The 22,955-nt window shown below is 67.7% G+C and carries 23 protein-coding genes; 12 read left to right on the plus strand and 11 right to left on the minus strand.

What is annotated here, in order from left to right; translation table 11 throughout:
- Positions 1-28: 28 nt before the first annotated feature.
- The 5 genes from BM417_RS18615 to BM417_RS18635 all read left to right on the plus strand — a co-directional run bounded on the left by BM417_RS18615 (position 29) and on the right by BM417_RS18635 (position 6,754).
- Positions 29-1,195, plus strand: coding sequence for an MFS transporter (locus BM417_RS18615; protein ID WP_093595256.1), 1,167 nt, complete (start codon positions 29-31; stop codon positions 1,193-1,195).
- A gap of 64 nt (positions 1,196-1,259) precedes the next feature.
- Positions 1,260-3,281, plus strand: coding sequence for a PhoX family protein (locus BM417_RS18620; protein ID WP_177320481.1), 2,022 nt, complete (start codon positions 1,260-1,262; stop codon positions 3,279-3,281).
- A gap of 159 nt (positions 3,282-3,440) precedes the next feature.
- Entirely contained in the window at positions 3,441-5,501 is a 2,061-nt protein-coding gene (locus BM417_RS18625; protein WP_093595262.1) for a PhoX family protein, read from the plus strand.
- Positions 5,502-5,625: 124 nt separating this feature from the next.
- Complete coding sequence (locus BM417_RS18630) at positions 5,626-6,165, plus strand: DUF3455 domain-containing protein (protein ID WP_218164502.1); 540 nt, start codon at positions 5,626-5,628, stop codon at positions 6,163-6,165.
- A 106-nt stretch (positions 6,166-6,271) separates the two neighbouring features.
- A complete protein-coding gene (locus BM417_RS18635; protein WP_245821991.1) occupies positions 6,272-6,754 on the plus strand; it encodes a DUF3455 domain-containing protein in 483 nt (160 codons plus the stop codon).
- Here BM417_RS18635 and BM417_RS18640 read toward each other — a convergent pair.
- Positions 6,727-7,902: an MFS transporter gene (locus tag BM417_RS18640; protein ID WP_245821992.1), complete on the minus strand. Its 1,176-nt coding sequence runs from the start codon at positions 7,900-7,902 to the stop codon at positions 6,727-6,729. The two genes, BM417_RS18635 and BM417_RS18640, sit on opposite strands and share 28 nt — an antisense overlap.
- 12 nt (positions 7,903-7,914) lie before the next feature.
- Here BM417_RS18640 and BM417_RS18645 point away from each other — a divergent pair, with 12 nt between their 5' ends.
- On the plus strand, positions 7,915-8,592 hold the full coding sequence (locus tag BM417_RS18645; RefSeq protein ID WP_093596219.1) for an SDR family oxidoreductase: 678 nt from the start codon (positions 7,915-7,917) through the stop codon (positions 8,590-8,592).
- 552 nt (positions 8,593-9,144) lie between these two features.
- On the opposite strand, the gene BM417_RS18650 is transcribed toward BM417_RS18645, so the two are convergent.
- The gene (locus BM417_RS18650; protein WP_093595271.1) at positions 9,145-10,452 is read right to left on the minus strand and encodes an amidohydrolase family protein; all 1,308 of its coding nucleotides are present in this window, start codon (positions 10,450-10,452) and stop codon (positions 9,145-9,147) included.
- Positions 10,453-10,674: 222 nt separating this feature from the next.
- Between BM417_RS18650 and BM417_RS46840 the strand changes: the two genes are divergently transcribed.
- The gene (locus BM417_RS46840; protein ID WP_143138699.1) at positions 10,675-10,881 is read left to right on the plus strand and encodes a hypothetical protein; all 207 of its coding nucleotides are present in this window, start codon (positions 10,675-10,677) and stop codon (positions 10,879-10,881) included.
- 1 nt (position 10,882) lies between these two features.
- Here BM417_RS46840 and BM417_RS18655 read toward each other — a convergent pair whose 3' ends face one another.
- The 4 genes from BM417_RS18655 to BM417_RS18670 form a co-directional block, all read right to left on the minus strand.
- Positions 10,883-12,040: a sensor histidine kinase gene (locus BM417_RS18655; RefSeq protein WP_093595274.1), complete on the minus strand. Its 1,158-nt coding sequence runs from the start codon at positions 12,038-12,040 to the stop codon at positions 10,883-10,885.
- A gap of 300 nt (positions 12,041-12,340) precedes the next feature.
- Positions 12,341-13,447 carry a nitric oxide synthase oxygenase gene (locus BM417_RS18660; protein WP_245821993.1) on the minus strand — a complete coding sequence of 369 codons (1,107 nt, stop codon included), beginning with the start codon at positions 13,445-13,447 and terminating at the stop codon, positions 12,341-12,343.
- A gap of 132 nt (positions 13,448-13,579) precedes the next feature.
- Positions 13,580-14,224 carry a tRNA (guanosine(46)-N7)-methyltransferase TrmB gene (gene trmB / locus BM417_RS18665; RefSeq protein ID WP_218164512.1) on the minus strand — a complete coding sequence of 215 codons (645 nt, stop codon included), beginning with the start codon at positions 14,222-14,224 and terminating at the stop codon, positions 13,580-13,582.
- Between the two features lie 68 nt (positions 14,225-14,292).
- On the minus strand, positions 14,293-14,805 hold the full coding sequence (locus BM417_RS18670) for a hypothetical protein (protein WP_143138700.1): 513 nt from the start codon (positions 14,803-14,805) through the stop codon (positions 14,293-14,295).
- 128 nt (positions 14,806-14,933) lie between these two features.
- Here BM417_RS18670 and BM417_RS18675 point away from each other — a divergent pair, with 128 nt between their 5' ends.
- On the plus strand, positions 14,934-16,109 hold the full coding sequence (locus tag BM417_RS18675; RefSeq protein ID WP_093595285.1) for a S8 family serine peptidase: 1,176 nt from the start codon (positions 14,934-14,936) through the stop codon (positions 16,107-16,109).
- Here the strand turns inward: BM417_RS18675 and BM417_RS18680 are convergent.
- From BM417_RS18680 to BM417_RS18690, 3 genes are all read right to left on the minus strand, one after another.
- A complete protein-coding gene (locus BM417_RS18680) occupies positions 16,075-16,977 on the minus strand; it encodes an ABC transporter ATP-binding protein (RefSeq protein ID WP_093595288.1) in 903 nt (300 codons plus the stop codon). The two genes, BM417_RS18675 and BM417_RS18680, sit on opposite strands and share 35 nt — an antisense overlap.
- Before the next feature lie 93 nt (positions 16,978-17,070).
- Positions 17,071-17,826, minus strand: coding sequence for a hypothetical protein (locus tag BM417_RS18685; RefSeq protein WP_093595291.1), 756 nt, complete (start codon positions 17,824-17,826; stop codon positions 17,071-17,073).
- Between the two features lie 5 nt (positions 17,827-17,831).
- Positions 17,832-18,743, minus strand: a complete 912-nt coding sequence (locus BM417_RS18690; protein ID WP_093595294.1) for an ABC transporter ATP-binding protein — start codon at positions 18,741-18,743, stop codon at positions 17,832-17,834.
- 130 nt (positions 18,744-18,873) lie between these two features.
- Here BM417_RS18690 and BM417_RS18695 point away from each other — a divergent pair, with 130 nt between their 5' ends.
- On the plus strand, positions 18,874-19,308 hold the full coding sequence (locus BM417_RS18695; RefSeq protein ID WP_093595297.1) for a PPOX class F420-dependent oxidoreductase: 435 nt from the start codon (positions 18,874-18,876) through the stop codon (positions 19,306-19,308).
- Positions 19,309-19,551: 243 nt separating this feature from the next.
- Here the strand turns inward: BM417_RS18695 and BM417_RS18700 are convergent, their stop codons facing one another.
- The gene (locus BM417_RS18700; protein ID WP_245821994.1) at positions 19,552-20,334 is read right to left on the minus strand and encodes an HAD family hydrolase; all 783 of its coding nucleotides are present in this window, start codon (positions 20,332-20,334) and stop codon (positions 19,552-19,554) included.
- 49 nt (positions 20,335-20,383) lie between these two features.
- On the opposite strand from BM417_RS18700, the gene BM417_RS18705 reads away from it, so the two are divergent.
- Genes BM417_RS18705 through BM417_RS18715 form a run of 3 tightly spaced genes read left to right on the plus strand, consistent with a single transcriptional unit; the run spans position 20,384 to position 22,294 of the window.
- Positions 20,384-20,911 (plus strand): TetR/AcrR family transcriptional regulator, encoded by a 528-nt coding sequence (locus tag BM417_RS18705; RefSeq protein WP_093596228.1) that lies wholly within the window; start codon positions 20,384-20,386, stop codon positions 20,909-20,911.
- A complete protein-coding gene (locus tag BM417_RS18710; RefSeq protein ID WP_093595300.1) occupies positions 20,911-21,390 on the plus strand; it encodes a pyridoxamine 5'-phosphate oxidase family protein in 480 nt (159 codons plus the stop codon). Before BM417_RS18705 ends, BM417_RS18710 begins: the two co-directional genes overlap by 1 nt.
- On the plus strand, positions 21,374-22,294 hold the full coding sequence (locus BM417_RS18715) for an SDR family oxidoreductase (RefSeq protein ID WP_093595303.1): 921 nt from the start codon (positions 21,374-21,376) through the stop codon (positions 22,292-22,294). The genes BM417_RS18710 and BM417_RS18715 overlap by 17 nt, the downstream gene beginning before the upstream one ends.
- Here the strand turns inward: BM417_RS18715 and BM417_RS18720 are convergent.
- Complete coding sequence (locus tag BM417_RS18720) at positions 22,291-22,947, minus strand: response regulator (RefSeq protein WP_093595306.1); 657 nt, start codon at positions 22,945-22,947, stop codon at positions 22,291-22,293. The two genes, BM417_RS18715 and BM417_RS18720, sit on opposite strands and share 4 nt — an antisense overlap.
- Positions 22,948-22,955: the final 8 nt, after the last annotated feature.

Genomic DNA, 22,955 nt, shown 5'->3' on the forward strand with positions numbered 1-22,955 from the left:
GCTAATTAAAATCAGTTAGGATAGCGAAGTGAATTTCCAGGCTCAGCCCAAGCAGGTGTGGATCACGGCGTTCGCCGCGGTCATCGCCTTCATGGGGATCGGGCTCGTGGACCCGATCCTGTTGTCCATCGCGGAGGGTCTGCACGCAACACCCGCGCAGGTCACCCTCCTCTTCTCCTCCTACCTCGGTGTTCAGGTCGTGGCGATGCTCTTCACGGGCGCCGCGACGGCGAGGTTCGGGGCCAAGCGCACGCTCGTCGGCGGGCTCGCGCTGATCGTCGTCGCCACGCTGGCGTGCTCGGCGGCAGGGAGCATCGGCCAGCTCGTGGGACTGCGGGCCGTGTGGGGGCTCGGCAACGCCTTCTTCATCGCCACCGCGCTCAGCGTCATCGTCGGCGCGGCCAGCGGCGGGCAGAAGGCCGCGATCCTGCTCTACGAGGCCGCGCTCGGCCTCGGTCTGAGCGTCGGGCCGCTGCTCGGCGCGCTGCTCGGCAGCTTCTCGTGGCGCGGGCCGTTCCTCGGCACCGCGGTTCTCATGGCCGTCGCGCTGATCCTTTGTGCAGTGTTCCTGGCCAAGGACTCGCACCACGAACGCCCGAAGATCAGCCTGCTCGACCCGCTCAAGGCCCTCCGCAACCCCGTCCTGCTGCGCACTTCGGTCGGAGCGGCGCTCTACACGGCCGCGTTCTTCACGGTTCTCGCCTGGTCGCCGTTCGTGCTGCGCTGGGGTGCCGTCGAGATCGGACTGATCTTCTTCGGCTGGGGCGTGTGCGTCGCGGTGTCCAGCGTCTTCCTCGCGCCACGGCTCGCGGACCGCGTCGGCGAGAAGGCCGCGATCATCGGATCGGTGCTGGCGTTCGCCGTGCTCATGCTGCTGATGGCGGTGCCCGGCAAGCCGTTGCTGGTGGTCGCCGTGATCGTGAGCGGCCTGGTCAGCGGCCTGCTGAACACCCTGTTCACCGGTACCGCGATGAGCGTCAGCGACGCGCCGCGGCCGGTCGCGAGTGCCGGGTACAACTTCCTGCGCTGGCTCGGCGGCGCGCTGGCGGCGACGTTCGTGAGCCACCTGGCCCAGCCGTTCGTCGTCGCAGCGGTTCTCTGCCTCGTCGCCGCCGGCCTGCTGGCGTTCAACAGGACGGACACAAGGGACGTTCCGTCCGAAGCTGTCCTCGTGGGTGAACAACTTGTGGGTTAACAAAGCATGAACAGACGCCTACGGTCGGTTGCGGTTCCCGCACCGACCGTAGGAGGCCACCACCATGATCCCTCTGCCACTCGTCAACCATCGCGTAGGCAGAGCAGCGGTGACATGCGAGTACCGCTGCGGGGACGCGTGCTTCCACGACGTCCCGAACACCTCCGACAACCCCTACTTCGGCGATCTGATCAGCCGCCGCACCGCCCTCAAGGCCGGTGCCGTGGTCGCGGCCGCCGCGACGGTCGCACTGCCCACGACCGCTGCCGCCGCGGAGCCGGAGGCTCAAGGCCACCGTCCGCCGAAGGGCCTCGACTTCAAGCCCGTCCAGGTCAACACCAAGGACGAGGTCGTCGTCCCCGAGGGGTACGAGCAGGGGATCGTGATCCGCTGGGGCGACCCGCTCTTCCCCGGAGTCCCCGAGTTCGACTTCGACAACCAGACCGCCGCGAAGCAGGAGAAGCAGTTCGGCTTCAACTGCGACTTCGCCGCGATCCTGCCGCTGGACCCGTTGGAACTGACCGGAATCATGGTCACCAACCACGAGTACACCAGCGAGCCGTTCATGTTCAGCGGGTACAGCGCCGCGAACCCCACCGAGGAACAGGTGAAGATCGCCTGGGCCGCGCACGGCCTCTCGGTGTTCATGATCAAGCGCTCGCTGTTCTCCGGCCACTACAAGCCGCGCTTCAGCAAGTACAACCGCCGCATCACGCTCAACACGGCGTTCGAGGTGCGCGGTCCGGTGGCCGGCAGCGACCTGCTCAAGACGTCCGTCGACCCGACGGGCAAGAAGGTCTTCGGCACGATCAACAACTGCGCCGGTGGCGTCACGCCGTGGGGCACGATCCTGTCCGGCGAGGAGAACTTCAACCAGTACTTCGCGAACGCCGCCGGCCGCAACGACCCGAGGCTGACCCGCTACGGCGTCACCGGCACGGCGACCACGCGCAAGTGGGAGCGCTTCGACAAGCGCTGGGACCTCGCGCAGGAACCCAACGAGGTCAACAGGTTCGGCTGGGTCATCGAGCTCGACCCCCACGACCCGGACTCCACGCCGATCAAGCACACGCACCTCGGGCGGTTCAAGCACGAGACCGCGAACATCCGCGTCGCCGACGACGGCCGCATCGTCGCGTACTCCGGTGACGACGAGCGGTTCGAGTACATCTACAAGTTCATCTCCAACGGGAAGATGAAGCGCGGCAACAGCAAGGCCGCGCGCCGCCACAACATGACGCTGCTCGACGACGGCACGCTGTACGTGGGCCGGTTCACCGGCGACAGCCCCGCGTCCGAGATCGACGGCACCGGAAAGCTGCCCAGCGACGGGAAGTTCGACGGCGGCGGCGAGTGGATCCCGCTGGCGTCGGGCAAGAAGTCCTTCGTGCCGGGCATGACGGCCGAAGAGGTCTACGTCTTCACGCGCATCGCGGCGGACAAGGTCGGCGCGACGAAGATGGACCGCCCCGAGGACATCGAGTGCCACCCGCGCACCGGCACGATCTACTGCGCGCTGAGCAACAACGTCGAGCGCGGCGTCACGGCGGGCAAGGAAGGCCCGACCGAGCCGAACCCGCGCGTCAACAACCGCCACGGCCAGGTCCTGGAGATCGTCGAACGCCGTGGTGACGCGCTCTCGCTGACGTTCAACTGGGGACTGTTCCTGGTGTGCGGCTTCCCGGAGGACCCGAACACGTACTTCGGCGGCTACGACAAGTCGCAGGTCAGCCCGATCTCCAGTCCCGACAACGTGGCGTTCGACCGGCACGGCAACCTGTGGATCTCCACGGACGCCGACGGCAAGCTCGACGGGCTCAACGACGGCCTCTACGGCGTGCCGCTGGAAGGTCCGGAACGCGGGCACCTCAAGCTGTTCCTCACGGTGCCGCGCGGCGGCGAGACCTGCGGTCCGGTGATCGGCGAGCGGGTGATCACCGTGTGCGTCCAGCACCCCGGCGAGGTCGACGGCGCGAGTGCCGACAAGCCGGCCTCGAACTGGCCGGACAGGGGTACCGCGAGGCCCCGCCCGTCGGTCGTCGCGGTGTGGCGCAAGGGCCGTCGTCAGCTGGGTGAAATCGGTTGATCACCCTGCGTGCTGTGATCGTTCGGGAGTAGTACGAGTTCGCCTGCCGTTCACCTTCTGGACGGCAGGCGATCTCGTTGGGCTCTTAGGTTCGGCCAGTTCCCACACTGACCGATCTCGGAGGCCTGCGTGTCCTCACCCACCGATCGGGGCCGCCGCATGCTGCCCCTGCTCCCGACGAACCACCCGCTCGGACGTCAGGCTGTCACCTGTGAGTTCCGCTGCGGCAACGCCTGCGCGCACGAGGCGCCCAACTCGTCCGCGAACGCGTACTTCGGCGACGTCGTCAAGGAGGTCGTGAGCCGGCGCGGCATGCTGAAGGCCGGTGCGGTCGTCGCGGTCGCCGGTGCCGGCGCGCTCGCGTTCTCCGGTTCCGCCGCCGCTGCGGCGCACCCCGACGCCGGGGCCCTCGGACGCGGTGGCAACGACCCCGGCGGTCTGAACTTCGAGCCGGTGGCGCCCAACACCCTCGACCAGATCACCGTGCCCCAGGGCTTCCAGCAGGACGTCGTCATCCGCTGGGGTGACGGGGTGCTGGACGACGCGCCGAAGTTCGACTTCGACAACCAGACGCCTGAGGCGCAGGCCAAGCAGTTCGGCTTCAACAACGACTTCTGCGGTCTCGTCCCGGTGCCCGGCTACCACGACAGCTGGCTCATGGTGAGCAACCACGAGTACACGACCGAGTCGTTCATGTTCAAGGACTGGGCGCCGGCCACCGTCACCGAGAAGCACGCCAAGATCGCGTGGGCCGCGCACGGCCTGTCGGTCGTGATGGTCGACCGCGACCCCCGCACGGGCAAGCTCTTCGTCTGCCCGGACGACAAGAAGAAGTACAACCGCCGGATCACGCTCACCACGCCGTTCGAGGTGAAGGGCCCGGCCGCCGGTTCGAAGTTCCTCAAGACCTCCGCCGACCCGACGGGCCGCAAGGTCCTCGGCACGCAGAACAACTGTGCCGGTGGCGTCACGCCGTGGGGCACGATCCTGTCGGGTGAGGAGAACTTCAACCAGTACTTCGCCAACGCGAGCCAGGTCACCGACCCGGACACGAAGGCCAAGTTCGCTCGCTACGGCATCAGCGGCGGCGCGTCGCTGCGCCAGTGGGAGAAGTTCGACAAGCGCTTCGACCTGGCCCAGGAACCCAACGAGGCCAACCGCTTCGGCTGGATCGTCGAGATCGACCCGCTCGACAAGACGTCGACGCCGGTCAAGCACACCGCGCTCGGCCGCTTCAAGCACGAGGGCGCGAACGTCATCGTCGCCAAGGACGGCCGCGTGGTCGCGTACATGGGCGACGACGAGCGCTTCGACTACATGTACAAGTTCGTCACGGACGAGAAGATGCAGAAGGGCGGCTCGAAGCGCGCCCGCGAGCACAACAAGCAGCTGCTGGACAAGGGCACGCTCTACGTCGCCAAGTTCACCGGTGACAGCCCGGCGGCCGAGATCGACGGCACCGGAAAGCTGCCCGCCGACGGTGAGTTCGACGGCTCCGGCGAGTGGATCGCGTTGGCGCACAACGACAAGTCGTTCGTGCCCGGCTTCACCGCCGAAGAGGTCTACGTCTTCACGCGCCTGGCCGCGGACAAGATGGGCGCCACGAAGATGGACCGCCCGGAGGATGTCGAGCCCTCGACGCACAACCGCCGGATCTACGCCGCGCTGACCAACAACACCGACCGCGGCAAGGCGGGCAAGGAAGGCCCGACCGAGATCAACCCGCGCAACGGAAACAGGCACGGCCACGTGCTGGAGATCGAGGAGCGCCGCAGCGACAACACGGCGCTGACGTTCTCCTGGAAGCTGCTGCTGGTCTGCGGTGACCCGAAGGACCCCGGCACGTACTTCGGCGGCTTCGACAAGTCGCAGGTCAGTGCGATCTCCTGCCCGGACAACGTCGCGTTCGACACGCACGGCAACCTGTGGATCTCCACCGACGGCAACGCCCTGGCGTCCAACGACGGCCTGTTCGCGGTGCCCGTCTCCGGTCCTCGCCGTGGCCAGGTGAAGCAGTTCCTCACCGTGCCCAAGGGTGCGGAGACCTGCGGCCCGGTCATCACCGAGGACTTCGTGCTGGTGTCCGTGCAGCACCCCGGTGAGATCGACGGCGCGTCGGCGAACAACCCGCTCTCGCACTGGCCGGACGGTGGCACCTCGCAGCCGCGTCCGTCCGTCGCGGTGGTGTGGCGCAAGGACCGTCGCAAGATCTGCGACTGATGATCCTGTGCTCCGGCTCACTCTGATGCCGTGAACCGGTGCGGCCACCTGTCCGTGTGATGGGTGGCTGCACCGCGGACAGCCGAGGGAACGTCCACATTGGCTGTCTACTTTGGAGTGAATCGTGAATGTTCGTCTTCTCGTTGGTGCTGCTGCTCTTCTGGGTCTTGCCGCGTGTGGCACCCCCACCGCCGGCACCGCTACCCCCACTCCCGTCGCTCAGGCGGAGGACACGCCCGTCGCGGCGGCCGTCCAGATCCCGGCAGGTCAGAAACTGGTCGGCAAGTACCAGGCCACTGGCGTCCAGACGTACTCGTGCACGAACAACGCGTGGAAGGGTCTAGAGCCCGCCGCGACGCTCGTCGACAAGAACGACAAGCCGATCATCATCCACTCCCGCGGCCCCGTCTGGATCTCCACTGTGGACGGTAGTGCGGTCGAGGCGGCCCCCGTCGACGGTGCCAAGAACGACATCAAGGGCGCCGTGCCCGAGCTCCTGCTCAAGACCAAGACCGCTCGCGGTGACGGCCTGTTCGGCAAGGTCTCCTACGTCCAGCGTCTCGCGACCGAGGGCGGCGTCGCCCCGGCCGGTGGCTGCACGGCCGGCGCGCAGACTTCCGTTCCGTACAAGGCCCTCTACACGTTCTACGCGCCCGCCAACTGAGACGGTACTGAACCGGTCCGGTATTGGATCCGTACGACCGGACGTGATGAAACGTGCTGGCTTAGTCCTGGTCTCATCAACTCTTCTGGGTATCCTCGCGGGAGGCGTGGGCTCCACCGCCGCGCCGACCCCGGAAGCCATGAGCGGCGGATCTGACGCGAGGGTCGCACCCGCTGTTCAGGTCCCGTCCGGCAACAAGATCGTCGAGAGGTTCTACGCCAAGGGCGTGCAGACCTACACCTGCACGGCCGGAGCGTGGAAGGGCCTGGAACCCGCCGCAACGCTGGCGGACCGGCTCGGCAGGGCGGTCGGACTGCACTCGCGCGGTCCGATCTGGGTCTCCACCGTCGACGGCAGCGCGGTCGAGGCCGCGCCGGTCGACGGAGCCCGCAACGAGGTTCCCGGAGCCGTTCCGGAACTTCTGCTGAAGGCGAAGTCCACCAGGGGCGCGGGAACGTTCGCCGGCGTCAGCTACGTGCAGCGCCTCAACACCAAGGGCGGCGTCGCACCCGCCGGCGGCTGTACCGAAGGCGCCCAGACGTCCGTCCGCTACGAAGCCCTCTACACCTTCTCCGTGCCCGCCCTCTGAACAAGCGCGACCACGGCCGCCATGACCATCGTGATGCCGACGACCCAGAGGCCCGTCTTCTGAGTCCCGGTGATGTCGCGCAGCCAACCGGTCACGTAAGGGGCCACGAACCCGCTCACGTTGCCCAGTGAGTTGATCAACGCGATTCCGCCCGCCGCCGCCGTGCCGCCGAGGAAACTCGTGGGAAGTGCCCAGAACGTCGGCAGGGCGGCACAAACGCCGATGGCGCAGACCGAGACCGCCACCATCGCCGCGATGGGGTTGTCCAGGTAGAGCGCCACGGGAATGGCCGCTCCACCCAGCAACATCGGCGCGGCGACGTGCCACTTCCGTTCCCCGGTGCGGTCTCCATGCCTGGCCCACAGGATCATGGCGACCGCGCCGAGGACGTACGGAATCGCGTTGATCAGCCCGCGCTCGACGACGCCCGCCTCCGGTGCCAGGCCCTTGATGATCGTCGGCAGGAAGAACCCCAGCGTGTACAGCCCGTACACGATCCCGAAGTACACGAAGCTCAGTGCCAGGATCCGGGGATGAGTGAGGGCCTTCTTCAACGGCCAGTGCTCTTCCTTCGGCTGCTCGACGGCTTCCTCGGGCCTGTCCGGTAGCCAGAACCACGTCACGAACGCCAGCGCGATCGCCGGCAGCCCCTCGATGAGGAACATCGTGCGCCAGTCGGTCCACTGGATCAGCAACCCGCTGAACGTGGCCCCGAGCGCCGTCGAGATCGGGATCGCCACCATGAACAACGCGACGATCCGCGCCCGGTCCTTCTGCGGGTACCAGTAGGTCAGGTACAGGATGATCCCCGGGAAGAACCCGGCCTCCGCCACACCCAGCAGGAACCGCAACACGATCAGCACGGTCCCGTTGGGCACGAACGCCATGGCCGTGGCGACGATCCCCCAGCTGATCATGATCCGGGCGATCCACTTCCGCGCGCCGAACCTGTGCAACGCGAGGTTGCTGGGGACTTCGAGCAGCAGGTACCCGATGAAGAACACCCCGGACGCGAACCCGAACACCGTCGCCGAGAGCTTGAGCTCCTCCGACATCCCGTTCGGCCCGGCGAACCCGATGTTGACCCGGTCCAGGTAGTTGATGAAGTAGAGCAGGCAGAGATACGGCAGGATCAACTTCCTGGGCACTATGGTCCCCCCATGACTGATCGTCCGGTCGCCCTCGTCACCGGGGCATCCAGCGGAATCGGCTCGGCCATCGCCAGAAGTCTGGCCCCCACTCACGATCTTCTGCTAGGCGGACGAGACGAAACATCGCTCTCGGTGCTCGCCGCGGAACTCCCCGGATCCCAGGCCTGGCCGTTCGACCTCACGAACGTGGCCTCGTCCGACCTGGGCAGCGTCTCGCGCCTGGACGTGCTGGTCCACAGCGCCGGCATCGCCCTGCTGGGCCCGTTGGCCGAGGCGACCCAGGACGACTGGCGAAAGACCTTCGAGCTGAACGTCTTCGCGGTGGCCGAACTGACCAACCTGCTCCTGCCTCAGTTGCGCACCGCCGGCGGCCACGTCGTCCTGATCAACTCGGGCGCGGGCCTGAACGCGAACCCGGGCTGGGGCGTCTACGCGGCCTCGAAGTTCGCCCTCCGCGCCTACGCCGACGCCCTGCGCGGCGACGAGCCGGCGTTGCGCGTGACCTCGGTCTATCCCGGCCGGACCGCCACGCCGATGCAGGAGGACGTGCGCCGCCAGGAGGGCGGCGATTACGACCCCTCGAAGTACATCGACCCGGCCTCGGTGGGGCGGGCGGTGGCGTCAGCCGTGCTGGCGACGCCCGACGCCCACATCACCGAGATCAACGTGCGGTCGCGCCCGCACTAGAAGTTGTCCACAGGCTGTCAACAGCCTGTGGCTAGAGGTTGACACTCAGTGATCAGTCATGTGTGTTAGCTCTTTCATCACGTGATCGAGGACATGGGAAACGCCGCGAAGAGACTCTCTTCGCGGCATCTTCCAACTTTATTAGTGTCTATCTTTGAGCTATACTGATGTCAGCTGTTGTGTAGGGATGATTCAACTGTGCCAGCAGTTGGATCATCCATTGAAGATGAACTCCACCAATCTCATTGATTTGTCGAAGATCCAGCGGCCCGCTCCGTGACTCAGGCCGCTGAGCAGTCCTGCGAGCGCCCAAGATCCTGCTCTGGGCTGCTGACTTGGTGGGTTTAATCTTAGTTTCTTGTTGTTCTTGATAATTTTTAGCATTAAATCTCCTAGTTTATTAATGCGCAGAGAGCGTGGACACGAGATTGTGTCCACGCTCTCTGCGGTATGTGCTCAGTTTATCACAAAATGGCGTCGGTGGCAACGCTTTGGGTTGTCCTGCGTCATTCTTCCGCGCATACCAGGTGAGTAGCGGAAATGGTGAGTGTGTCAGGCGTTCCGCAGTCGCCGCGCCACCGCGGCGACTGCGGCCTGAGCCTCGTGCCGATCCACCCGAGTCGACTCCCCGCCTGCGACGACGTGGTCACCGGCGACCCACACGTCGGTGACCCGGCGCGACCCGGACCCCCACACGAGGTTCGCCAGCACCTGCGCGTCCGGCGCGTCCAGCCCGGTCGCAAAGGCCGGGTCATCAGCGGCGACGTGCACGACATCGCCCCAACGACCGGCCTCCAGCGCGCCGATGTCGTCGCGCCCCAACGCGGAAGCCCCGCCCCGAGTGGCCATCAGCAACGCCTGCGCCGCCCCAAGCACGGTCGCGTCCATCTTCGAGACGCGCGCCAGAAGCCCGGCCAGCCGCGCCTCCTCCAGCAGGTCCAGGTCGTCGTTGGACGCGGGCCCGTCGGTGCCCAGCCCGACTGCCACGCCCGCGGCCAGCATCTCCGGCACCCGCGCGATCCCCGAAGCGAGCTTCGTGTTGGAGCCGGGGCAGTGCGCGACGCCGACGCCGTACGCCGCGTACAGCGCGATGTCGTCGTCGGACAGGTGCACGGAGTGCGCGGACAGCACGCGCCCGCCGAGCACGTCCGAAGCCTTCATCAGGGCCGGAACGGATCCGAACTCGGCGCGAGCGGCCTCGTCCTCGAACGGCGACTCGGCCACGTGCACCATGAACAGCGCGCCACGGGCTCGCGCCTCGAGGGCGATCGACGTCAGCTGAGGAGCCGACAGCGTGTAGGCGGAGTGCGGCCCGTAGGCCAGCTCGACCCGCTCGCCAGGCCCGAAGCGAAGTCCGTCCGCGTCGATCCACGACGAAATCTCGTCGGTCTGCGACTTCCAGTCCATCCCCGGCACGTCGAGGATCGCGCCGCCGAACACCACCCGTGACCCGGCGGCCAGCACCGAAGAAGTCAGTTCGGGCCCGTGGAAGTACATCTCGGTGGAGGTGGTGACACCGTGCCGGAGCATCTCGACGGCGCCGAGCAGCATGCCCGTGCCGACGTCGGCCGCGGTCATCTGCGCCTCGTTCGGCCACATCTGCTCCTGCAGCCACCGCAGCAGCGGCAGGTCCGAACCCAGGCCGCGGAGCACCGTCATCGGGCTGTGCGCGTGGGTGTTGACCAGGCCGGGCATCAGGATTCCGGAGAGCGAGCGGACCTCGCCGTCGAAGGCGGGGGCATCGGCGATGGCACCCACGTAGGTGATCCGGCCGTCGACGACGTCCACGACGGCGTCGCGCAACACGGCGCAGGACGGGTCGCAGGGCAGGACCACCGGGGCGTGCAGACGCAGTGACATGCGGAGAATCCTGCCATTGTGATGCCGGTCACAAGCATGCATACATCCGGACGGGATGGGAATCCACGTTCTGTCGGGCGCGGGCCGACCCCCAGGGTCCGCCCCGGCCTAAAACTTCTCCCCAACCAAGGGGCCCGTTGCGCGTGATGCGACGGGCCCTTTGTGCATCCAAGAGCAACCACCGGTAGGACAGGGGCGTCTCAAGATCATGTCGAAGAAGCCGTGCACGTCCAGTGGATCCTTCCGCCGCGCGCAGAAGCCTGCGACCCCCAAGCCGCCGACCCGGCGCTGAGTTGGCATGATCACACTCCACGGTACGGGCGTGATCATGCGGAGGCATCAGTGGCCGACATCGACCCTCAGAACGACGACCAGTTCAGTGATGTCGAGATGACTCAGGAGTTCGAAGTCATCCGCGACGACATGTGAGCTAGGAGATCGGCAGATCGGCGCGGACCGTCCACCCGGTTGGTTCGCGTCGGCCTGCGGAGAACGTGCCACCCAGCAGTTCCGCGCGCTCGCGCATGCCGACGAGCCCGTAGCCTCCCGATCCGCCGACGGGCACGCCGGAGGCAACGCCGTCGTCGAGGACGGCCAGGTGCAGCACACCGTCGCTCGAGGACAGTGAGACGTCCACTGAGGACACTGCGGCCGCGTGTTTCTGGGTGTTCGTCAGCGATTCCTGCACCAGCCGCAGCACCGAGCGGGCCAGTTCCTGCGGCACGGCGTCCTGCAGGTCGAACGAGAGCCGCACCGGCAGCCCGGATTCCGCGGCCAGCGCGCGCACGTCGTCCATCAACGACGAGGACGCGGCAGGGCCCGCAGACTCGCCGTCCCGCATCGTGCCCACGAGTCGTCGCATCGCGGTCAGCGCCTCGGTTCCGGAGGCGGCGATCGACGGCAGCACGTCGACCTCGCGGTTGAGCTGACCGGCCTGCGCGTGCACGACGATCGCCGTCACGTAGTGCGCCACGACGTCGTGAAGCTCGCGCGCCAACGCCATCCGTTCGGAGTTCTGGGCCGCCGCGACGGAAGCTGCCAGCTGCGACGCGCGTTCGTTGTCCCTGGCCCGGAAGTACAGCCCGGTGCCGAGCGCCAGCACGAGCATGATGCAGGCGCCGAACAGGTACGACGTGTAGTCCGGCTGCCAGTTCCGGTACTCGCGAGCCGACACGACCGGCCACCCGAGGACCTCGGCGGCGATCACGGCCGCCACCACCAGCACCGTGCCGGCGATCGCGCGCAGGTGCGAGGACTCCCGCACGAGGATCGCGATCGTCGCCATCGCGGCGCCGGTCATCGAGATGTTGGCGCCGCTGACGAAGAAGTGCGGCTCGAACGCGACGTCGAGAAAGCGCATGTAGAGCGCCGTGCACACGATCGCGAACGTCAGTGCCAGCGCCGCGTCGAACGGCCGGCGCGGTGCCAGCACCGAGATGGCGCAGATGACCAGCACACCGGGGATCTGCCACCAGCCGGCCGCAGTGCTGATCGACCCTGTCTCCGCGATGACGATGCCCGCGAGTGAGAGCGCCAGCGGCCACTGACGCTTGGCGAGCAGCCGCCAGTTCAAGTCCGTGCTCTCCACCCGAGCAACAGTAGGGCCGAAAGACCGACCCCGCGTCCGACCGGGGGCTACCCCGGCATCAGCCATAAGGCTGACTGGGCGACCTGCGGAAATACCCTCACGGCGGATGTCAGATTACGCAGCGGTCACGGACTCTGGAGGAGCGAAAGTCGGGGAAACGGAGGACGCCATGTTGTCAGTTGTGTTCACTTGGGCCGCCGCTGTGGTCGGCCTGTTGGTCCTTGCGCTGATGGCTCTGTCAGGCGTGATGATCGACTCGAAGCACTAGGTCTTCCCGGCAGCCAGCGTGTGATGGGGAAGTCAGACGCTGGTCAGGGAGTGTTGCTGGCGGAGCAGTTCCGCCAGCCTGCTGGTCGGTTGGGGACGGGTCTCGTCCAACGCGGCCGTGAAGCGCGCCGGAGAACCGTTCCGTGCGCGCGCCGCGGCTGCGGTGTCCAACCGGAACGCGGGACGCGCGGGCGACGGACGTTGGCGGGAGCGCAGCCAAGCGAGACGGTGCAACGCTTCCGCGTGGTGGTCCGTGATGGTGACGGCCGCCTTGTCGAACGAGTGCAGCACTGCCGCGTTCAGGTGAACGGTCGCGAAGTCCCGCCACAGCGTGCGTTCGGACGAAGTGTCCAAACCCAACGCGTCGGCAACCTCACGCGCCACACCGTAAGCACCTTCCTCAGCCAGTGACCGCGTGCCGATCTCGGCACCGACGAACCACGAGTTGAACGGCGCGGCGGGGTAGTGCACGCCGCCGATCGACAGCCGCATGTTCGCGATGACCGGAACCGCGTGCCAGCGCAGGCCCATCTCGCCGAACCACGGCAATGTCGGGTGCTCCAATGGAACTTCGTGCACGATCTCGGACGGCAGCGTGAACAACCGCGGTCCCTCGTGCTGGGTCTCCACCACCAACGGCAGCAGATCGAACCGCGACCGTCGCACCGGCGGCCGCCAGCCCATGCCCTGCATGGTCTCGGTGAACCCGGCATACCTGCGGTCCCCCATGCCGTCGGCGTACCCGGCGTAGCGGATCAGCTGCTCGTTCCAGATCACCGGGCCGGGCGAACCGGGCGCGTCCGGCGCGAAAACCGTTACCAGCGGCCGAATCTCACCGCCGTTGGTCGCCAGCCGAAGATGTTCGACGCATTCGCCGGCGACGGCGGCGGCGTTGCGATAGCCGCGCAGATCGCGGACTTTCAGCCGGCGCCACGGCACACCTGAGGTGCACCAGCCGGAATCTCGCAACGCGATCCGCGCGCCGTACGCGAGCTCGTTGGTGGTGTGGCGGTAGGTTCCGGTCTCGGTGATCTCGGCGCGCACCTGGGCGATGCGGGCGGTCAGCGAGCCTGCGTCGGAGTGCGCCGCGTGGAACATGCGGACGAACTCCTCCGCGACGGGGAGGACGTCGGGGGTCACGCAGCGAGACGCTAAGGCCGGAACAGCCTCACGCGTCACTGCCACTCGGGGCATTTCGGGTGATCAACACCCGCCACTCCAACGAGTGAACGGTAGACCCAAGGTGCTCACTCGATCGGCTTGAGACCTCGATCAGGTGAGGTCGTTCCGTCGGAACATCAGGTCGTGCGACACCCGATCCTCGTTCACAGCCCGCTGTTCGAACTTGGTGACGGGCCGCCAGTCCGGCCGAGGCGCCCAGCCGTCGTAGACGTTGGTCAGCAGCCGCTCGCCGGAGCAGACCTCCAGCATCTGGTCCGCGTAGTGCTCCCAGTCCGTCGCGAGGTGCAGCACGCCACCCGGCTCCAGCCGCGACGCCAGCAGCGCCACGAACTCCGGCTGCACGAGCCGGCGCTTGTGGTGCTTCTTCTTCGGCCACGGGTCCGGGAAGAAGATCCGCACGCCGTGCAACGACGCGGGCGCGATGTGGTCGGTCAGCAGGTCGACGGCGTCACCGCGCAGCACGCGCAGGTTGTCGAGCCCGCCGAGGTGCTCGCCGCGCAGCAGCAACTGGGCCAGGCCCGGCTTGTAGACCTCGACGGCGACGTAGTTGAGCTCGGGCGCGGCGGCCACGAGCTGCGAGGTGGTCTCGCCCATCCCGGACCCGATCTCCAGCAGCACGGGCGCGGAGCGGCCGAACCAGGAGTCGAAGTCCAGCGGCCCCTCGGGCAACGACTTCACGTCGTTGCCCATCTTCTCCCAGTACGTCTCCCAGGCGCGCTCCTGTCCCACGGTCATGCGCTCGCCGCGCTGGACGAAGCTGACGATGGAACGGGGGAACTCAGGCCTGGTCACGACCGGAGAGTCTAAGCAATCAGTTCGATGTCCTCGATCTGAGCACGCAGGTCATCGATGGTGAAGTCGATCGGCTGGGCGTGGCCGGGTCCGTGGTGCGCGGGAACGAGGTGGATCCAGCCGCGGTGAGCGGCGGTGAACTGCACGGTCGTCGGAGTGGCCGGACCGTAGACACCACTTTCGGAAGGAACGAACTCCCAGTACCCGATCTCGCCGTAGTCGACCCACGGGACGAAGACCCAGCCGGGACGAGCCGACAGCAGTTCGGTCACCGCGTCCTCGACGGCGTGACCCTCGGCACGGGAAGAGATCTTGCCGCGGTCCAGCGCGCGCAGCCACCACGGCGCGGGCGCGTCACCAACGGCGTTCACGGCACGATAGGTCGCCAGGACCTGCTTCTCGTCCGCCTTGTTCACCCACGACCGGCGAAGTTCTGCCGGTGCGTTGGCCAGATCAGAGGAGTTCGGAACTTCGAGCGCATCAGACCACTCGAGGCTGAGCATTGCTTCGACACGGACCGCCACAGGCCACCTCCGGCACGGGGATAACCCCATTGAACGCGACGTCAAACAGCGAAGTTGTCCAAATTGCGGCTTTTCACGGGTTGTTAACAGCGCTCTTACGCACAGTGTGACGCCAGGCACGTTGCGCCGTGAGCTGGAAACACGATGTAGCTGACGTGCACCTGCTCCCCGCGCTCGCCGTCGCGCTGCCGTTGCTGCTCGCCGCGCAGTCGATCGAGGAGCAGGAGTGGCACCTCGACGCGCTCGACGTGTACACGGCGCAGGCCCAGGCACGTGGCGACGGCGTGATCGTCGCGGTCATCGACTCCGGTGTCGACGCCAAGCACCCCGACCTCGCCGGGCAGGTCTTACCCGGTGCGGGCTTCGGCCGTTCCAAGGGCACGGACGGCACGACCGACGGCGACGGCCACGGCACCGGGATGGCCGGGATCATCGCCGCGAACGGCAAGGGCGGCGGCGCGCTCGGCATCGCGCCCGGCGCCAAGATCCTGCCGATCGCCAGCGCCGACGAGAAGGAGCAGTTCGGGCTCGACGCCGTCGCCGAGAGCATCAGGTGGGCCGCCGACCACGGCGCCAAGGTCGTCAACATGTCGCTGGGCTTCTCCAGTTCGATGACGCCGACGCTGGTCAAGGCCGTGAACTACGCGATCGAGAAGGACGTCGTTCTCGTCGCCGCCACCGGCAACGAGGCCAAGGAGGTCTCCGCGCCCGCCAACATCAACGGCGTGATCGCGGTCGCGGGCACGAACAAGGCGGGCAAGCCGTGGGCGTCGTCCAACGTCGGCGCGGACACGGTGCTCGCGGCTCCGGCGGAGGGCATCGTGACGATCGCGCCGGAAAACGTCTACGCCAGCGGTTACGCCGAGATGGACGGCACGAGCGCGGCATCCGCGATCGTGACCGGGGTCGCCGCGCTGGTGCGGGCCAGGCATCCGGAGATGCCGGCGAAGGACGTCGTCAACGCGTTGATCAAGACCGCGACCGATCTGGCGGAACCCGGCCGGGACGCGACGACGGGGTTCGGCATGGTCAACCCGATGGGCGCGCTCACCGCGCAACTCCCGGCGGTGGAACGCAATCCGCTGCTGCCGGCGCCGAAACCCTCGACGGCGCAACCGACTCCGACGCTCGCGGCGCAACGACCCGTGCAGCCGGTCGACATGGCGGCCCGGCTGCCGTTCGTCGCCGCCGTCGCGGGCGGCACCGCGGTGATGACCGGCTTGCTGATCGCACTACCGGCCATCAGGTCGCGGCGCCCCAAGCCCGTCGTCAGTGAGCGTGATACTCCACCGACTCCTTGGTGAGCTGCATGAAGGCCTCCTCCAGCGAACCGCGCTGAGGGCTGAGCTCGTGCAGCACGATCTGGTTCTCCGCCGCGAGCTCACCGATCTGCTGCGCCGGAATCCCGTGCACCACCAGGCTTCCGCTCACCGAGTCGTCGGTGACCGTCGCGTGCGCCGCGAGGATCTCCCGCAGTTTCGCGGCGTGCGGCGACCGCACCCGGACGGTGTCCTGGGTGGCGTCGGCGATGAACTGCTCGGTGGTGGTCTGCGAGATCAGCTGGCCCTTGCCGATCACGATGAGGTCCTGGGCGGTCTGCGCCATCTCGGAGAGCAGGTGGCTCGACACGAACACCGTGCGGCCCTCGCCCGCGAGGCGGTGCATGAACTGCCGGATCCACAGGATGCCCTCGGGGTCGAGGCCGTTGACCGGCTCGTCGAACAGCAGCACCTCGGGGTCGCCGAGCAGCGCGCCCGCGATGCCGAGCCGCTGCGACATGCCGAGCGAGAACCCGCCGGCCTTCTTGTGCGCGACCTCGGTGAGGCCGACGATCTCCAGCACGTCCTTCACCCGGCTGACCGGGATCTTGTTCGAGACCGCGAGCCACTTCAGGTGCGAGCGCGCGGAACGGTTGGGGTGCACCCACTTCGCGTCGAGCAGCGCGCCGACCTTGCGCAGCGGCTGCTTGAGCTCGACGTAGTGCTTGCCGTCGATCTTGACATCTCCGCCGGTGGGGGTGTCGAGGCCGAGGATCATCCGCATGGTCGTGGACTTGCCGGCGCCGTTCGGGCCGAGGAACCCGGTCACGCGGCCCGGCCGGACGACGAACGACAGGTCGTCGACCGCCTTGGTCTTGCCGTAGTGCTTGCGAAGACTGACTGCTTCGATCATGACCTCTCCCGGTTCGCTCGAAAGAACTGACAGGGACCTGGGTCACCCCCCGACGGATGACCCAGGTCCCTCTCCCCCTTTATCTGGAACAGGTCACGCGTCCCGCCGCTTCGCGACGATCAGTGCGACCACCAGCAGCGCGACCGCGATGCCGGCGAAGTAGCCGAGCGAACCCCACTGGCTCAGCTTGAAGTCGATACCAGCGCCGGCCTGTTCGGCCGCGTTGTCGCCGCCGAGCTGGAGGAAGTGGTTGGCGTTCATGAACGGCAGCCACGCCTGGATCTTCACGCCGGCCTTGGGGATGATCCCGATCAGGCCTTCGAGCAGCATGTTCCACACCAGCAGGATCGCCACGGCGCCGGCGGTCTGCCGGACCAGGATGCCGACCGCGATCGCGATGATCGCGCCGATGCCGTAGAGCAGGCCGACGCCCGCCACGTGCCGCCACTCGCCGCTCGTGTTGATCGCGAGGTCCGAGGCGGGCGACAGCAGCTTCGCCATGCCGACGGAGCCGAACGCGATGATCTCGCCGAGGACACCGGCGATGAACGCGACCACGACGGTCTTGGCGACCAGGGCGGACGTCCGGTTCGGCACCGCGAGGAACGTGGCGCGGATCGTGCTGAAGCGGTATTCGGTGGTGACCGCGAGGGCCGCCATCACCAGCACGACGGACAACGCGAGCTGGCTGCTGCCGAACTGCGTGACGCCGAGGGACAGCTGGCCGTTGTCGGTCGAGGCCGCGATGATCGCGGTGAGGCCGACACCGAGGACCAGGGCGAGCGCGCTGCACCAGTACGGCGAGCGGGTCGAGAAGAGCTTGATTCTCTCAACAGCCAACAGGGTCATCAGACTCACTTCCCGATCTCTGCGTGGTACTCGACAGCATCGCCGGTCAGCTGCATGAACGCCTCTTCGAGCGAACCGCGCTGAGGACTGAGCTCGTGCAGAACAACACCGTTAGCAGCGGCGATGTCCCCGATCTGGTCACTGGTGGCACCCGATACGGACAACGCGCCGTCCGCACCGTCACGAACGGTGAAGCCCTTGTCGACGAGCAGCGGGCCGAGCTTGAAGAGCTGAGGACTGCGCACGAGGACGGAGTTACCCGTCGCGCCGTCGATGAACTCCTGCGTGCTGCTCTGGGTGATCAGCTTCCCCCGGCCGATCACGATGAGCTCGCTGGCCGTGAGCGCCATCTCCGACAGCAGGTGGCTCGACACCAGGACCGTGCGGCCCTCGGCGGCGAGGTTCTGCATGAACGTGCGGATCCAGAGGATGCCCTCCGGGTCGAGGCCGTTGACCGGCTCGTCGAACAGCAGCACCTTCGGGTCGCCGAGCAGTGCCGCTGCGATCCCCAGCCGCTGCGACATGCCGAGCGAGAACCCGCCGGCGTTCTTGCCCGCGACCTGCGTGAGACCGACGGCCTCCAGGACCGCGTCCACCCGCTTGTTCGGCAGCCCGTTGGACTTCGCGAGCCAGCGCAGGTGGGCACGAGCGGACCGGTTGGGGTGAACCCACTTGGCGTCGAGCAGCGCACCGACCGTCTGCAGTGGACGGTCGAGCTCCGCGTAGGGCTTTCCGTCGATCAGCACGCGGCCTGCCGTCGGACGGTCGAGCCCCAGGATCATGCGCATGGTCGTGGACTTGCCCGCGCCGTTGGGACCGAGGAACCCGGTCACGCGTCCAGGTTGGACGGTGAACGACAGGTCGTCGACCGCGACCGTCCTGCCGTATCTCTTGGTGAGGCCGACTGCCTCGATCATTGGTTTTCCCCTCTCGGTGATGTGATTACTCTGCGGCTTCGAGGGGGTCTGCCACATCGGCCTGCGGTCTGCGCGTGCGTCAACTTCCGTCGTCGGGTGCCGCTACCTCAGTCGTAGTTGAATGAGCCACATGGGATACACGGAAGCCCCGGACGGCTGGTGGCGCGAGTTCGTCCTGGCCAAACCCGCCCGCACCGGCAAGCTCGCGGTCACCCGCAAGGACGGCTCACCGCACATCGCCCCGGTCTGGGTGGACCTCGACGGCCCCGACGTCGTCTTCCTCACCGCACGCGACACGGTCAAGGGCAAGTCGATCCTGCGCGACGGCCGCGTCGCCCTGTGCTTCGACGACGAGACACCGCCGTTCAACTTCGTGACGATCACCGGCCAGGCCGTGATCGACGAGGACCCCGAGCAGCTCAGGTACTGGGCGGGCCGCACCGCCGCGCGCTACATGGGCGACGACCGCGCCGACGAGTACGCCGAGCGCAACGGCGTGCCCGGCGAGATGGTCGTGCGGGTGAAGGTCGACAAGGTCGTCGCCGTGCAGAACGTCTCCGACTAGCGGTTCCTGGACCTCGATGGTGGCGAGCGGGTCGGCGCCGTAGTTGCGCGCGTACCCGTTCTCCACCCCGGCCGGCAGGTGCGCGGGCCCGTGGCCCGCTCGACACGACGTTGGAAGCCGCCGGCCTGCAACGACACCTCGGCGCCGTCGTCCCGTTCTTCGCCGCGGCCGCCGGCTCGTGGCGTCGAGCGACCACGTCGGGCCGGCCCAGCGGTGGCTGCGCGAGACGATCCAGGCCTGCGTCTAGGAGAAGTAGCGGTTCAGCACCCAGGCCGCGCCGTCCTCCAGCACGGTCGGCCCCACCTCGTCCGCCGCCGCGCGCACGTTCGCCGGCGCCTGCCCCATCGCCACTCCGCGACCGGCCCACCGCAGCATCTCGACGTCGTTGGTCCCGTCGCCGATCGCGAGCGCGTCCTCCGCGCGAATGCCGTGCGAAGCACTGATCTCCGCCAGCGCCGAACCCTTGGTCACGTCGAGCGGTACGGCGGTCAGCCACGCCTCGGTGTGGTCGACGGACCACTCGATGCCCGGCAGTTCCAGCTCCCGGACGGCGAACGACAGCTCGGCCGGCGTGTGGTCGAGCCAGCGCATGCCCAGCCGTGAGGTCGGCACGGACATCTCCTCGAACGTCGCCTGCGTCGTCACGCCCCACAGGTCACCCGGCAGGAACTCGCCCAGCGACAGGTTGCCGACGCCGGTCTGCTCCACCGCGAACACCGACCCCGGCAGCAGCACCTGGAGCGTCTTGATGGTGGGGCCGGGGTCGAACGTCACGCGCTTGGTGACCTCGCCGAGAGACGGGTCCCACCACACAGCGCCGTTGGAGCACACGCAGAACGTCACGGGCAGCTGTGCGGCGACCGCGGAGATGCCGATCAGGCTGCGACCAGTGCACAGCACGACCAACGCGCCGTGATCGGTAGCGCGTGTGATGGCTGCCTTCACGGCGGGCGAGATGTCGTTCGAGCCGACAGAGGTCAGGGTTCCGTCGATGTCCAGCGCGATCAGACGCGGTCTCCATGTCACGTGACACCATCCTAATGCGAAGGTTAGTGAACTGTGGTTCACTAACCGTGTGGCACGACCTCGCACGATCACCGACGAACGGATCCTGAACGCCGTCGCGGCCGTCATCGACCGGCGCGGACCGGAGTTCACCGTCGCGGACGTGGCGGCGGAGGCCGGGGTGTCGGTCGGGGCGGTGGCGAAGCGGTTCGGTTCGAAGAGCGGGCTGCTGCAGGCACTGACCAGGGCGGGCACCGAGGAGGTCGTGCGCAGGATGCGCGAGGCCGGCACGGTCCGCGACGCGCTGCTGACCTGGTTCGACCGGCTCAACGATCCGGTTGTCGCGACGAACAACCTGGCGCAGCTCGGGGTCGACCTGATCGACCCGGAACTGCGCGCGCTGCTGGCGCAGCACTACGCGGTGATGGAGGAAGAACTGGAGATCATGTGCGCGGCCGAGGAGCTGCCGCCGAACGCGGCCCGTGTCCTCGCCGCGCTCGTGTACGGGATCTCGATGGACTGGTCGGTGCGCCCGCGCGGCGACCTGCTGGCACGCATGACAGAGGACATCGATCTGGTGCTGAAAGGGATGCGCTGATGGCTACCTGGGCGGAGTTCGCGGCCGAACAGCCCGACATGGCCGCGTTCGTGCAGAGCAGGTTCGCCGCGGACCGGCACGCGTTGATCGCGACGCTGCGCAAGGACGGCTCACCGCGCATCAGCGGTGTGGAACCGGACTTCAGCCGCGGCGAGCTGTGGGCGGGCATGATGCTCGACTCGTTGAAGTCGAAGGACCTCCGCCGCGATCCGAGGTTCGCACTGCACTGCATGAGCACGACGGCGTCGATGACGGAGGCGGGCGACGCGAAGATCAGCGGCACCGCCGAGTTCTGGGCCGACAAGACGGACTACCTGAAGGACTTGTACGACCGCACCGGGTGGATGCCGGACGGCGGCGAGCTGGACCTGTTCCGGTTCGACGTCACCGAGGTCGTGCAGCTCACCGTCGAGGGCGACGGGATGGTCGTCCTCTCCTGGCACGAGGGAAGGGGAACTCGCCGTGTCGTCAAGAAGTGATCCCGATCTGAGCGGGAAGGTCGCGGCCGTCACCGGCGCCACGCGCGGTGCGGGACGGGCGATCGCCGTGGAGCTCGGGGCGGCAGGGGCGACGGTGTTCGTCGGCGGCCGGACCACGCGGACGCGGCAGTCGGAGGTCGGGCGATCGGAGACGATCGAGGACACCGCCGACCTCGTCACCAAGGCGGGTGGCAAGGGAATCGCCGTCCGGTGCGACTTCACCGATCCGTCCGATGTGGACGCTTTCGCGGTGCGCATCGACAAGCTCGACATCTTCGTGAACAACGCCTGGGGCGGCGAGAACCTCGTCGAGTGGGGCAAGTTCTGGGAGCACGACCTCGGCAAGCAGCTGCACATGTGGCGCAACGGCATCGAGACGCACCTCGTGGCGCTGCACCGGCTGATGCCGCTCGTGATCAGGTCCGACGCCGGCCTGGTGGTCGAGGTGACCGACGGCGAGGACGGCGAGCCGTACTTCGTGAACCTCACCTACGACGCGGTGAAGAACTCGGTGCGCCGGTTCGGCGAGGTGCTGGCCAAGGACCTCAAGGACTTCCCGAACGTGACCGCGGTGGCGGCCACGCCGGGGTTCCTGCGTTCCGAGCAGATGCTGGAGACGTTCGGCGTCACCGAGGCGAACTGGCGCGACGCGATCGAGAAGGTGCCGGACTACGCGTTGTCCGAGACGCCGCACTACCTCGGCCGCGGCATCGCCCACCTCGCGGCGGACCAGGACCGCAAGAGGTTCGCCGGGCAGTGCCTCTCGTCGTGGAGGCTCAAGCGCGAGTACGGGTTCACCGACCTCGACGGCTCGCAGCCCGACTGGGGCCGCTGGTGGGACGACGTCGTGAAGCCGCGGATGGCGGGTCAGACGGTGGACGCCGACCCCGAGAACTACCGCTAGGCATCGCCGGGGCGGACGAGACCGGTCTCGTAGGCCAGCACCACGGCCTGCACCCGGTCTCGCAGCTCCAGCTTCGCGAGGATCCGGCCGACGTGCGTCTTCACCGTCGCCTCGGACAGGAACAGCTTGCGGGCGAGCTCGGTGTTCGACAGCCCCTTCGCGATCAGCACGAGCACCTCGCGCTCGCGTTCGGTCAGCACGTCGAGCACCGAGGCGTCCCGGAGCTCACCGCCGCCGTCGCCGAGGAACCGGCCCAGCAGCCGCTTGGTCACCGAAGGCGAGACCACCGCGTCGCCGGAGGCCACCGCGCGCAGGGCCGACACCAGGTCGGACGGCGGGGTGTCCTTCAGCAGGAACCCGCTGGCGCCGTTGCGCAACGCCGACAGGGCGTACTCGTCCATGTCGAAGGTGGTCATGACCAGCACCTTCGCGGAGTCGGCCTCGGTGATGCGCTTGGTCGCCTCCACACCGTCCATCACGGGCATGCGGACGTCCATCAGGACGACGTCGGGCCGGAGCTTGTCGGCCATCTGCACGGCGTCGAGGCCGTCGGCCGCCTCGCCGATCACGTCGATGTCCTCCTGCGCGCCCAGCACCATGCGAAAGCCCATCCGCATGAGTTCCTGGTCGTCTACGAGCAGTACCCGAATCACTCGATCAC

The organism is Lentzea waywayandensis, from assembly GCF_900115955.1.
GTDB lineage: Bacteria > Actinomycetota > Actinomycetes > Mycobacteriales > Pseudonocardiaceae > Lentzea > Lentzea waywayandensis.

Bases quoted from the DNA above. Each gene is read 5' to 3' on its own strand.
- trmB (WP_218164512.1), bottom strand. From the start codon at position 14,224: ATGACCGTGGGACAGGAGCGCGCCTGGGAGACGTACTGGGAGAAGATG.
- BM417_RS18680 (WP_093595288.1), bottom strand. From the start codon at position 16,977: ATGATCGAAGCAGTCAGTCTTCGCAAGCACTACGGCAAGACCAAGGCG.
- BM417_RS18625 (WP_093595262.1), top strand. From the start codon at position 3,441: ATGCTGCCCCTGCTCCCGACGAACCACCCGCTCGGACGTCAGGCTGTC.
- BM417_RS18645 (WP_093596219.1), top strand. From the start codon at position 7,915: ATGACTGATCGTCCGGTCGCCCTCGTCACCGGGGCATCCAGCGGAATC.
- BM417_RS18690 (WP_093595294.1), bottom strand. From the start codon at position 18,743: ATGATCGAGGCAGTCGGCCTCACCAAGAGATACGGCAGGACGGTCGCG.
- BM417_RS18650 (WP_093595271.1), bottom strand. From the start codon at position 10,452: ATGTCACTGCGTCTGCACGCCCCGGTGGTCCTGCCCTGCGACCCGTCC.
- BM417_RS18695 (WP_093595297.1), top strand. From the start codon at position 18,874: ATGGGATACACGGAAGCCCCGGACGGCTGGTGGCGCGAGTTCGTCCTG.
- BM417_RS18710 (WP_093595300.1), top strand. From the start codon at position 20,911: ATGGCTACCTGGGCGGAGTTCGCGGCCGAACAGCCCGACATGGCCGCG.
- BM417_RS18685 (WP_093595291.1), bottom strand. From the start codon at position 17,826: ATGACCCTGTTGGCTGTTGAGAGAATCAAGCTCTTCTCGACCCGCTCG.
- BM417_RS18620 (WP_177320481.1), top strand. From the start codon at position 1,260: ATGATCCCTCTGCCACTCGTCAACCATCGCGTAGGCAGAGCAGCGGTG.